Consider the following 12,436-nt stretch of genomic DNA (forward strand, 5'->3'; position numbering starts at 1 on the left):
GTGGCTTGGCGAGACGGCTCATGTCGGTTTCAGTAACGCGCTTCAGATGGTCGGTGCCCGTGCACCTTTGCGCACGTGATCGATCAGCAATTCGAACACGTTGGTTTGAACCTCCTCGTCTGCGACCCGTTCGGCAATGGTGTCGCGCAAGCGCTGGTCGCGCTTGTCCAAGAAAGCCTGGTAGTCGCGGAGCAAGGTGACGCAGGACATGTCGGCGCGGGGCAGTTGAACCGTCTCTCGGCGCATTTCCCGGATCGCCACCACCGCCAGCTCGGCGTGAGCCTCCGATGGCATGCGGATGAACTCGGTTTGCTTTTTGCCGCGCATGAAGCGCACACCCACGTCGTGCAGATCGGCGTGCAATTCGGGTACCCCATCGGCGGGCACTTCCCGGGCGATCCAGCTGTCGCCGACACCCGACTCGTTGAAGAAATCTTTGTACGAGCGGAACAGGTGGGGCTCATGCGTATTGAGTTCAGCCGCCAGTTGCGTGGCCAGGTCTTGCGGGCTCACCGCGCCTTTGCGTTTGGTGGTGTTCTTGTTGACGATCGCCTGCTCTTCCTTGCGGCGGGTTTCTTCAAAGAACTGGCGCAGGTAGTCGTACAGCCGGTTGATCCACTCGTCTCGCTCCTTCTTGGACTTGACGCCGAGCAGTTCAAGCACCGTGTGATCAAGCGCGCGGCGATCTGGCATGTCCAGTTCGCAGTCGTCTGCCAGCAGTTCCAGTTCCGCATGCTTGCCCGATTTCTCGAAAGCCATGGTTCTGAGCCGACGCTCTGAAAGCAACTGCTTGGGTTCGCGTTCGGCCAGCGCATCCATGGCCGCCTCCAAAGACAGGATCGTCTTGCGAGGTGCGAGCCTGAGGTCGGGTACGAGCATCATCGAAACATCGACGATTTCTGTTTTTAGGTTGCCCTCAACGCCCACAGGCCGACCAAATTGATGCTTGGCCAGAATGACCAGCGTGCTGTTCAGCAGCGCTGCGAGTGCTTTGCCACTGACGCCTTCCGCCGGGAACAAATCGTAGAGGTTGCAGTTGGCTTGCAGGTTGTCACTGTTGAGTGGTATGGCGTGTTTGTACTGCTGCGCCTTGGGCCAATAGGCGACGCCACGCCGATGTCCGGTCAGGTCGAACCACTCCTTTTCCTTGGTCACCCGCTGCGCGCAAGTGGAGCCCAGGTGAACGCCTCGTTCTTCTCCCCACTTCACATAAGCCTTGGCCCATTTCTTCAGAGCACTCTTGGGCGATGGTGCAAGGAAGATCAATCGGGAGCAGTCGCTCGCACGCGCGACGAAGCCCTTGACTTCCATGAGGCTGTGGACCTCGGGTTCAAGGTACTCGGACTCGATGGCGTGCAGTTCGCCGCGTTTCTCTCCGGCGAGAACCAGCTTTATGTTGCCGTTTTCAACCTGGGAGCGCGACACGCCGTACTCGTGTTCGAATCCGATCGGATCAGCGAAGGCCGCGAGGCAATCTGCTGTTGAGTCTTTTGGATAGAAGAAGTCGTCCTTGCCGCTCTTCACGCCGAACCGGATTTCTACCAGCTCGCCAAGCGGTCGAAACTTCTGAGAAAACTGGTTCGTAAGCTCAAACCAGAGATCCGGAGCCCGGACGTAGACACCCCACTTGCCACCGTAGTAGTCGTCCGCGGCCTTGTGCGTGTCCGACCCTTCGTCGGAGGTTTCTTCACCGTCCGCTTCATCTGCCGCGGGTTCCTCACCGCGCATGATGCGGCCCAGCTCAACACCTTCTTGCCAGAGCAGGCCTTGGTTCACCAAGCGGGCGCGATACCGGCTGTGCGTCACGTCTTCCGCGATCTGCAGGATTTCGTCGCGCAGCGCGTCGGCTGCCAGCACGGCACCCAAAGTGGTGTCGTCGTGTTCAAGCAGTTCGCTCAGCGGTTTTCTCAGCTGGATGAAGCGAACCGTATTCGCTGCTCTCTTGGCCGAGTTGTCACAGCGCCTAGCAATCGTGACCGTGGTTGCCACCCGAGCACCCACGAACCAAGGTTCTACCGGGCTTTCCAGCACGGCCAGAATTTCGAAGTTCTGCAGCAACCAGCGTTGCAGATGGAACCCATATTCCACATCCAGCCATTGACTGGATGTGATGAAGCCGAGCATGCCTTCTGGTTTGAGGAAGGTGGATGCATGCGGCCAGAAATAGCAGTGCAGGTCGGATCGCCCAGGCAACTTTGCCTTGGCCATTTGTTCGACTCTGCGGCTGTAGAACTCTTTGGTGCCCGCCTCAGGTCCACCATCTTTGGGCTTCTTCTTGGCCCGGGGGATGTCTTCCTGCCGCACATAGGGCGGGTTGGCAATCACGGCATCCAGCGGTGGGATCGAGATGTTCTGGTACTTGATCCCAAGCCCTTCCGACTTCAGCTTCTGCGGAAGCTTGACGAAGGGTGAATCGGGCAACACATTGAAAAAATCCGAGCGCCCAACGCGTGGGTAATTTTCGTCCTCCACCAGATCGCGGGTGGCCAGGTTCATCGTCGTCAGGTGCGCGGCGAACTGGGAAATGTCGGTGCCGTATACGTCGGTGAGCAAGTCCCGGTGGTTGCGGTTTTCAGCCAACACCTTCTTGCGCGCGTAGGCGCGCACCAGAAAAGTTCCACCGCCGCAGGCTGGGTCCAGCACTTTGGCATCGCCGGTGCGGATGCAGAAGCTGTTGATCAGGTCCACCACTTCAACGCGCGTGTAGAACTGGCCGTATTTGTGGCGCTCCTCCGGGCCGATCAGACGTTCAAAGATGCTGCCGACCACTTCGTAGTCGAGCTTGGAGAAATCGAACTCGTGAATCTGGTCGATCAGGCCGCGCCAGCCTTGCACAGCGGCATCGGCGTAGAACGGGATGCGGCGCCCCATGTCTTTGGGGTCATCGCCAAAGATGGTCTCGTAGTCACCTGTGACTTGTTTTGCTTCAGCAAAGAAATGCTGCAAGCGCATTTGCAGGTCGTCGCCAGTGGTGATTTCCGGTGGCGCGTTCAGCGGCGCCATTGTCTTGCCATACTTCTTCAGAAGCGCTTCGTGGAAGACCAGCTTGTTGACGAACAGGTAGCAGCCGAACTTGGCGGCACGCTCCAGCAGATCGTGCAGACCTTCTGCATCGCTCACCACGGTCCAGCCGAGTGACACCATCCATTGATCGAGGTCGCGCTTGAAGCTGTGATTGCTCACATACCGCTTGGCCAAGGCTTCGTGGGTGTGCCGAATGGGAACCGTGAGCGCGGCTTCCAGTGCCTCAACGAACTTGACGTCGGGCGTCCGCCCACCGCCCACCTTGCCGGACTTCAGTATCCGGGCCGCTTCATGCAAGAAGACGACGAGCCATTCATGGATCTTGGCCTGAACGGGAGCCGCCTCCAGTTGAGCGCGGTTGGTCAGTGCGGCGACCGTCCAGCGTTCATAGGCGCGGTCTTTCAGTCCGGCGCCAGCGGTCGCGGTTTCCCAAAGAACGCACTCGTTCACGTTCCAGGTGAAGAAGAACTTGACGCCTGCACGCAGTGCTTTTTGCTGCGCATCTTTGACCACTTCGGCCCGATAGGGGCTTCCCCCGTCGGGTGCGTCGGGAAGCTTGACCTCGCCGGTCATGATGGCTTCTCCGTTCCGGTCGATCAGTGTCAGGTCGCGCCGCTTTTGGGAGCCTTTGCCAACGTCTTCGACCCTTGCGCCAGCAAATGGGAGATTGGAGTTGAGCTTGGCGATCTGATCGATCCAGCTCTTGACTTCACCGGTGAATCCCCATTCGTTCATATGTGTGGCTCAGCTTCTTCTGGAATGACGTTGAATGCGATGGTACCCGTCGGCACTTGTGGGCACTGTGGGACGCGTTGAGCGCGTCAGCCAGGTCGGTGCAGCGCGCGGGATGCCTTGTTCATTATTTTTTTGGTTTGGACAATGAAATCAAAAACCCGAAATAACGTTTGTAAAACAAAGATCTTTGCGTCAGTTTATTATCTATCTGCCTAATTTTTAAGCAAAGCAGGCCATCATCTGCTCAAAGAAAACGGCGCCCCGCAGGGCGCCGTTTCCGTTTCCTCGGCTCCGCGTGATCGTCAGGCCGCTTTGACCTTCAAACGCCAGGCATGCAGCAGCGGCTCGGTGTAGCCGCTGGGCTGGGCCAGGCCCTTGAAGACCAGGTCGCAGGCGGCCTGGTAGGCCATGCTGGTCTTGAAGTTGCCGGCCATCTTCTTGTAGAACGGGTCGCCCGCGTTCTGCTGGTCCACCACGGCGGCCATGCGTTCGAAGGTCTCGCGCACCTGGGCCTCGGTCACCACACCGTGGTGCAGCCAGTTGGCCATGTGCTGGCTGCTGATGCGCAGCGTGGCGCGGTCTTCCATCAGGCCCACGTTGTGGATGTCGGGCACTTTGGAGCAGCCCACGCCCTGGTCCACCCAGCGCACCACGTAGCCCAGGATGCCCTGGGCGTTGTTGTCGAGTTCCTGCTGCTTCTCGGCCGCGGTCCAGTTCGGGTTGGCGGTCACGGGGATGGTCAGCAGGCCGGTGAGCAGGTTGTCGCGCTCGGCGTTGGCGTCGATCTTCTCCATCTCTTTCTGCACGTCGGACACCAGCACCTGGTGGTAGTGCAGGGCGTGCAGCGTGGCGCCGGTGGGGCTGGGCACCCAGGCGGTGTTGGCTCCGGCCTTGGGGTGGGCGATCTTCTGCTCCATCATGGCCTTCATCAGGTCGGGCATGGCCCACATGCCCTTGCCGATCTGCGCCTTGCCGCGCAGGCCGCAGGAGAGGCCCACCAGCACGTTGTTGCGCTCGTAGCTCTGGATCCAGGCGCTGGTCTTCATGTCGCCCTTGCGCACCATGGGGCCGGCCAGCATGGCGCTGTGCATCTCGTCGCCGGTGCGGTCCAGGAAGCCGGTGTTGATGAAGGCCACGCGGCTGGCGGCGGCTTCGATACAGGCCTTGAGGTTGACCGAGGTGCGGCGCTCTTCGTCCATGATGCCGAGCTTGACGGTGCTGTCCGGCAGGCCCAGCACCTGCTCGACGCGACCAAACAGCTCGCTGGCAAACGCCACTTCCCGCGGGCCGTGCATCTTGGGCTTAACGATGTACACCGAGCCCTTGCGCGAGTTGCGGATGGCGTCCTTCTTCGTGCGCTTCAAGTCGTGCATGGCGATGGTGGTGGTGACCATCGCGTCCAGGATGCCTTCGGGAATCTCTTTGCCCTCGGCGCCCCACAGGACGGCGGGGTTGGTCATGAGGTGGCCGACGTTGCGCACGAACATCAGCGAGCGGCCGTGCAGGCGCACACCCTTCTTGCCGTTGGGTGCCGTGTATTCGCGGTCGGCGTTCAGGCCGCGCGTGAGCGTCTTGCCGCCCTTTTCGAACGATTCGACCAGCGTGCCCTGCAGGATGCCGAGCCAGTTCTGGTAGGCCAGCAGCTTGTCTTCGGCGTCCACCGCGGCCACGGAGTCTTCCAGGTCCAGGATGGTGGACAGCGCGGCTTCGACCACGAGGTCGCTCACGCCAGCGGCGTCGGTTTTGCCGATCGCTGTGGCGCGGTTGATCTGGATGTCCAGGTGCAGGCCGTTGTGCTTGAGCAGCACGGCGCTGGGCGCCTTGGCCTCGCCCTGGTAGCCGATGAACTGCGACTTGTCGGCCAGCTTGCTGGTACCGCCTTCGGCGAGGCCGACGACGAGTTCACCGTCCTTGTTCACCTTGTAGCTGGTGGAGCCGACGTGCGAGCCCTTCTTCAGCGGGGCGCAACGGTCGAGCACGTGGCGCGCGTATTCAATGACCTTGGCGCCGCGCTTGGGGTTGTAGCCACCCTTCTTGCCGACTTTCTCGCAGCCCTTGTCTTCGCTCAGCACGTCGGTGCCGTAGAGCGCGTCGTACAGGCTGCCCCAGCGCGCGTTGGCGGCGTTCAGCGCGTAGCGCGCGTTCAGGATCGGCACCACCAGCTGGGGGCCGGCCTGCGTGGCGAGCTCGTCGTCCACGTTCTTGGTGGTGGCCTTGACCTTCTTGGGCACGGGCACGAGGTAGCCGATGGTCTCCAGGAACTTGCGGTAGGCCACCATGTCGGTGATCGGGCCGGGGTTGGCGCTGTGCCAGGTGTCCAGCTCGGCCTGCAGGCGGTCGCGTTCACCCAGCAGGGCGGCGTTCTTCGGGGCGAGGTCGGCGACGATGGCGTCGAAGCCTTTCCAGAAGGTTTCGGCGCTCACGCCGGTGCCGGGCAGCACGCGCAGGTTGATGAAGTCGTAGAGCGCGGTGGCGACCTGCAGGCCGTGAACGGAAGTGCGTGCGGTGGTGGCGGACATGGCAATACCTCGAACAGGTGAAACGAACTGGGCAGGGGTGTCAGGTGTCCCGGACTGCGCGGACCAGAGGCGGCCGCGCCATGCACGGGAGAAGGAAATCGCCCATACCGGGATACACGAGGGACGATGTTATTCCATACCTGGATCGGTATTAAATAACAGAGGACCGATTGATAAGTGACTTTTATGATGGTAATTTGCCGCATCGGAGCGGCAATGCATCACTCATTTGGCGGGCGCATACAGGCCGTGCCGGTCCATGCGCTGCTGCAGCGTGTCGACGCTCACGTCCAGCATCGTGGCCGCCGCCGGCAGGTCCCAGTGGGTTTCTTCCAGGGCGCGCACGAGGTGCGAGCGCTCCAGTTCGTCGTTGCGGGCGAAGACCGGCTGCTCGGATGGTTTCTCCGCGAAGTCCACGGGCGCGCTGGGCGTGAGCAGCAGGTCGGTGGAGGAAATGCGGCCATCGGTGCTCAGCAGCACGGCACGCTCGATGACGTTGCTGAGTTCACGCACGTTGCCCGGCCAGGTGTGTTGCAGCAGAGCGGCCTCGGCGGAGGGGTCGAGCGTGGTGGGCGGCTTGTTGTAGCGCTTGGTGAACACGGTTGTGAAGTGCTGCGCAAGCAGCCAGAGATCGCTCCCGCGGGCACGCAGCGGTGGCACGCGGACCGCGAACACCCGCAGCCGGTACAGCAGATCGGCGCGGAACTGCCCGGCGCGCATCATCGCCTCCAGATCGCGGTTGGTCGCGGCCACGACACGCACATTGATCTGCCGGTCGGTCACGGCGCCCAGCCGGCGCACCCGGAGGTTTTCCAGCACGCGCAGCAGTTTGGCCTGCAGGCCCAGATCGAGTTCGCCGATCTCGTCGAGGAACAGGGTGCCGCCGTCCGCCGCCTCAAAAAGCCCGATGCGCCGTTCGGCGTGGTCGCCGCCCTTTTCATGACCGAACAGTTCGCCCTCCATGAGGTGTGCGGGCAGCGAGGCGCAGCTGACTTCCACAAAGGCGCCCCCGGCCCGCGGGCCGGAAAAATGGCAGGCGCGGGCCACCAGCTCCTTGCCGGAACCGGTCTCGCCGCAGATCAGGATCGGGGCGACGGGGGAGGCGTCGGAGGGTTCGTTCTGGATCAGCACCTGGATCAGTTCGCGCAGGGCCTGGATGGGGCGCGATTCGCCGAGGATGCATTCGATGCCGCCGTGTTCGGCCTCGCGGCGTTTGTAGTAGTCGAGGGCGCGGCGGGCGTTGGCTTCCACCAGGGCCCGGTCGATCACGTCTTTCAGGGTCTTGAGAGGGACCGGTTTGGTGAGCAGGTCAAAAGAGCCCGCTTTCATGGCGTCGACCGCGACCGCCACGTTCGCGTGGCCCGACACCATCACGGTGCGCACCTGGTCGTCGTTGCGGTGCAGTTCGCGGATCACTTCGAGCCCGTTGATGCCGGGCAACTGGTAGTCCACGATCGCCACGTCGGGCATGAGACGGCGGGCTGCCTCCAGGCCCGCGACGCCATCGCCGGCGATCTCCACCGTGTGGTGGTGTTGCTGGAAGAAGCGTGCGATGTTCTTCGCCAGCATCGGCTCGTCTTCGATGACCAGTAGGGTTGCCATGGTGCAGCTCTCGGGTTGGGGCTTTCAGGCCGGTTGGGTCAGGCAGGGCGCGGAACGGGGCAGCAGGATTTCGACGACGGTGCCTTTCGCTCCTGCCGGCGCCAGCGTGAGGTGGCCCTGCCACTGCTCGACCATGCGCTTGACGAGGGCCAGACCGATGCCCAGGCCACCGCCTTTGGTGGTGAAGAACGGGCGGAACAGGCGCTGTTGCACTTCGTCCGAGATGCCTGTGCCACTGTCCGCGAGCCGGATGCCGGCCAGGGTGGGCGTGCTGCACCAGCTGATGTCCAGGTGCCCCCCGCCGGGCATGGCTTCGATGGCGTTGGCCATGATGCTCAACAGGATCTGCCGCAGGGTGGCCGGGTGGGCATCGACCTGCAGGGCCGTGACGCTGTCCACCTTCCAGACGATGTGGCGGCGGTTCATCTCGGGGGCCATCTCCAGCAGGCAGGTGTCGACCAGCGGCCCCAGGTCCACCGCTTCGGGCTGCAGCTGGGGCGCCTGGGACACGTGCACCAGCTCCGTGATCCAGCGGTCGGCCCGGTCCACGGCGTCGATCACTTCCTCGCTGACTTCGCTGATTTCATCTTCATCGAGGTGGCCGCCGTTCATGAGTTCGGCCGCCGAGCGGATGGAGGCCAATGGGTTGCGCAGGTTGTGGGCCACGGCACTGGCCAACTCGACCGCCGAGGCCAGGCTTTGCGCTTCGGTCAGGCGCAACTGCTGGTCGCGCAAGGTCTTGTCGGCGTGCGCAACGATCCAGTACAGGGTGACAAAGAGGCCGATGGCGCAAAGAAAGCAGGCGATCCAGAGCTGCCAGAGGCCGCGTTGGATCGCCGCGTTGAGCTGGGTGGGGTACTTGTAGAGTTCCATGACGCCCAGCACCCGGTTGCTGTCCTGGGCCAGGATCGGCATGTAGGTTTCGACAAAGAAGCCGTCATGCTGCGACATGCCGACGTGTTCCGCTTTGCTGTCCTTGAACGCTTCTTCGATGCTGATGCTCTCCGCATGCACTTCGAGGCGGCCCATGAGCGCGGTGTCGAGCTCGGGGTTGTCCTCGAACTTGCGGCCGACCAGGCTCTTGTTGGTGGACCACAGCACCGACTTGTCGAGCCCATAGGCGTTCGAGCGCACGGTGTCGCGCATGGCGACGACGTGTTCCATGGAGCGCAGGAAGCGTTGACGGAGCGCCGGGTCAGTGGGGTTGGCGAGGAACTCGGCCGACTGGTCGGTCGTCAGGACGTTCTGCAGGAAGGCCCGGGAGACTTCGCCCTCGCGCTGCAACATGCGCTCGGTCAGCACGTTGGACAGGACCAGGCCAAGCACGATGGCAATCGCCGAGATCACAAGCAGACTCGCCAGCGCGAACCGTTTGCGCAGGTTCAGCGGCTGTGGGGGCCTCAGGATCTCGGAAACGGTCATTTTGGGTAACCTGGTGTCCAGTTCCGGCGCGCAAGGAATTCGGCGTGTACGGTTGGTTACATTGCCAGCGGCCCCTGGGGCTGTCAATACCGAGAACTGGGTATCTTGCGACGCCATGGCGAGCCATGGCCGCACCGCCGAAAGTGGCCACCGGTGCTTGGCTGGCAGCGGATCGCATGGCGCCCAAGCTGGGGTAACACCCCTGCGACTCTTTGTAACGACAGGGTCAGGGCGCTACCCTCGATCCGCCCGGGTGTTCCCACATGATCTGCCGCATGGACGCCGGAAAATGCCGTCCATCTTTTGCCCATGGGGCCCACGAGGGTTCGATCCGGCACAGGGGGTGCGGGCATGATGTGTACCTTGATGAACGAATCCGAACCCATGAACGCCGAGCCCAACGCCACAGCCTCCACCATCCCGCAGCCGCTCAAGGGCCTGCGCGTGGTCGAGTTCACCCACATGGTCATGGGCCCCACCTGCGGCATGGTGCTGGCCGACATGGGGGCCGAGGTCATCAAGGTCGAACCCATCGACGGCGACCGCACGCGCCACCTGCTGGGCTCGGGCGCGGGGTTTTTCCCGCTCTTCAACCGCAACAAGAAGAGCATCGCGATCAACCTGCACCACCCGGATGGCGCCGACGCCGCTCGCCGCCTGGCGGCGAGTGCCGACATCGTTGCCGAGAACTTCAAGCCCGGCACCATGAAGAAATACGGGCTCGACTACGAGACCCTGTCGCAGGTGAACCCGCGCTGCATCTACGTCAGCCACAAGGGGTTTCTGCCTGGCCCCTACGACCACCGCACCGCGCTCGACGAAGTGGTGCAGATGATGGGAGGCCTGGCCTACATGACCGGTCGCCCGGGTGATCCGCTGCGCGCCGGCACCAGCGTGAACGACATCATGGGCGGCATGTTCGGCGCCATCGGCGCGCTGGGCGCGCTGATCCAGCGCGGCATCACCGGCAAGGGTCAGGAGGTGCAGAGCGCGCTGTTCGAGAACAACGTCTTTCTGGTCGGCCAGCACATGCTGCAGTACGCCATCACCGGCCAGGCGGCTGCGCCCATGCCCGAGCGCATTTCGGCCTGGGCGGTGTACGACGTGTTCACCGTGAAAAATGGCGAACAGATTTTCCTGGCCGCGGTGAGCGACGCGCAGTGGGCCACGTTTTGCGATGCGCTCGGTTTCGCCGACCTCAAGGCCGACCCGCGCTATCCCGACAACAATGCCCGCGTGACGTTGCGCCCCCAGTTGCTGCCGATCTTGCGTGAGCGGCTGGCCCACCGCAGCGCCGCCGAACTGGCCGCGCTGTTCGAAAAAGTGGGTCTGCCTTTCGCGCCGATCCGCAAGCCCGAGGAACTGTACGACGACGAGCACCTGCTGGCCACCGGCGGCCTGGCCGACATCACCCTGCCCGATGGTGCGCGCGCCGGACAGACCGCCAAGACCACGCTGTTCCCCTTCACCATGGACGGCCACCGCCTCGGCGTGCGCCTGCAGCCCCCCACGACGGGGCAACACACCAGCGAGTTGCTGCAAGGCCTGGGCTACGCGGCGTCCGACATCGAACGCCTTCGTGCGCTCGCGGCCGTGGCCTGAACCGGGGGCCTCAACCATGAGCACCTCTCTCGACGTCCACATCAGCGAAGTCGGCCCGCGCGATGGACTGCAGTCCGTCAAGGCCACCATGCCGACGGCGGACAAGTGCCGCTGGATCAGCGCACTCGCCGCGGCCGGCCTGCGCGAGATCGAAGTCGGCTCCTTCGTGCCCGCGAAGCTGTTGCCGCAGATGGCCGATGTGGCCGAGGTGGTGCGGCACGCACTCACGCTGCCCGGTCTGCGCGTGATGGCGCTGGTGCCCAACCGGCGCGGCGCCGAGGCCGCGCTGACGGCTCGCGTGCACAAGCTCACCCTGCCGGTGTCCGCGAGTGAAGCGCATTCGCTGGCCAACGTGCGCAAGACGAGCGCGCAGATGGTCGAAGAACTGCGCAGCGTGGTCGCGCTGCGCAACGAGGTGGCGCCCGGCGTGCCGGTGGAGGTGGGCCTGTCCACCGCCTTCGGTTGTACCTTGCAGGGCGCGGTGGCCGAAGACGACGTGATCCGCCTCGCGCTCGCCTGCGTGGATGCGGGCGTGGACGAAGTCGGCCTGTCCGACACCACCGGCATGGCCCACCCGGCGCAGGTGCGCCGCCTGTTCACCCGGTTGCGCGCCGAGCTGGGCGCGCACGCCGGCGCGGCCCACATGCACAACACGCGTGGCCTCGGTCTGGCCAACTGCCTGGCCGCCTACGATGTGGGTGTGCGCAGCTTCGACAGTTCGCTCGGCGGTCTGGGCGGCTGCCCCTACGCGCCCGGCGCCAGCGGCAACGTGGTCACCGAAGACCTGGTCTTCATGTTCGAGGCCATGGGCGTGTCCACCGGGATCGATCTTCAGCAACTCTTTGCCGCGCGCGAACCGCTCAAAGCCGGCCTGCCCGGCGAGCCTGTCTACGGCATGACGCCCGAAGCCGGCCTGCCCAGAGGCTGGCGCGCCTGAGGTTCAGGAAGGCCACCCCGCCAGCCGGGGCCGGGGCGGCTTTCCGTGGTGGATGCAAGCCCTCGGCTGGAATAAACTCTTTGCGGAACGCGGGGTTCGCGTTCATGCCTGTTGTGTTTTTCAGAGGAGGTTGGGTATGAAAACATCGCTGTGGAGCCTGTGTGCTGTGTGCGTGGCTTCCCTGCTGTTGACCGCCTGCGGCGGCAACGACGATGGTTATGGATCGGTGGCCGTGAGCGATTCGACGCGGCGCGTGGGCTTCTCTTCCGGCGAGCTGACGCAGTCGATTGCCAACGACGAAGCACGCGACGAATGCGATGCCAGCGATTGCCGGGTGGTGCTCCAGTTCGAGCAGTGCGGTGCGGTCTCCGCGGGCACCAAGGCCGGTGGTGGTTTTGTGGTGGTCGCGAAAGGGGCGGGTACGGCCTTCGATGCGCAAACAGCGGCCAACAACGCCTGTACCGCCCAGGGCGGGGAGGGTTGTGGTCCGATCCCCAACCTCGAAGCGCGGTGCAACTGAGCTGCGCTTGAGCGCTGCAGCGCGCCGGTGTTGCCGGTCGCACCGCCTCAGTGTGGCGGATTTGGTTAAAAATTG

General features: G+C 63.6%; 7 protein-coding genes. 3 read left to right on the forward strand and 4 right to left on the reverse strand.

Annotated features, from left to right (window positions below; genetic code table 11):
- Positions 1-42: 42 nt before the first annotated feature.
- The 4 genes from ACN5W5_RS21895 to ACN5W5_RS21910 form a co-directional block, all read right to left on the reverse strand.
- On the reverse strand, positions 43-3,759 hold the full coding sequence (locus ACN5W5_RS21895) for an HsdM family class I SAM-dependent methyltransferase (RefSeq protein ID WP_420050554.1): 3,717 nt from the start codon (positions 3,757-3,759) through the stop codon (positions 43-45).
- A gap of 302 nt (positions 3,760-4,061) precedes the next feature.
- Positions 4,062-6,278, reverse strand: a complete 2,217-nt coding sequence (locus tag ACN5W5_RS21900) for a malate synthase G (protein ID WP_420050555.1) — start codon at positions 6,276-6,278, stop codon at positions 4,062-4,064.
- Between the two features lie 225 nt (positions 6,279-6,503).
- Positions 6,504-7,880: a sigma-54-dependent transcriptional regulator gene (locus ACN5W5_RS21905; RefSeq protein ID WP_420050556.1), complete on the reverse strand. Its 1,377-nt coding sequence runs from the start codon at positions 7,878-7,880 to the stop codon at positions 6,504-6,506.
- 24 nt (positions 7,881-7,904) lie between these two features.
- Positions 7,905-9,302, reverse strand: a complete 1,398-nt coding sequence (locus tag ACN5W5_RS21910; RefSeq protein WP_420050557.1) for a sensor histidine kinase — start codon at positions 9,300-9,302, stop codon at positions 7,905-7,907.
- 366 nt (positions 9,303-9,668) lie between these two features.
- Here ACN5W5_RS21910 and ACN5W5_RS21915 point away from each other — a divergent pair, with 366 nt between their 5' ends.
- The 3 genes from ACN5W5_RS21915 (at position 9,669) to ACN5W5_RS21925 (ending at position 12,361) form a co-directional block, all read left to right on the forward strand.
- Positions 9,669-10,904: a CaiB/BaiF CoA transferase family protein gene (locus ACN5W5_RS21915; RefSeq protein WP_420050558.1), complete on the forward strand. Its 1,236-nt coding sequence runs from the start codon at positions 9,669-9,671 to the stop codon at positions 10,902-10,904.
- Between the two features lie 16 nt (positions 10,905-10,920).
- On the forward strand, positions 10,921-11,841 hold the full coding sequence (locus tag ACN5W5_RS21920) for a hydroxymethylglutaryl-CoA lyase (RefSeq protein WP_420050559.1): 921 nt from the start codon (positions 10,921-10,923) through the stop codon (positions 11,839-11,841).
- 136 nt (positions 11,842-11,977) lie between these two features.
- Positions 11,978-12,361 (forward strand): DUF4189 domain-containing protein, encoded by a 384-nt coding sequence (locus ACN5W5_RS21925; protein ID WP_420050560.1) that lies wholly within the window; start codon positions 11,978-11,980, stop codon positions 12,359-12,361.
- Positions 12,362-12,436: the final 75 nt, after the last annotated feature.

It is taken from the genome of Hydrogenophaga sp. ZJX-1, from assembly GCF_048590325.1.
In the GTDB taxonomy this organism is placed as follows: Bacteria; Pseudomonadota; Gammaproteobacteria; order Burkholderiales; family Burkholderiaceae_C; genus Hydrogenophaga.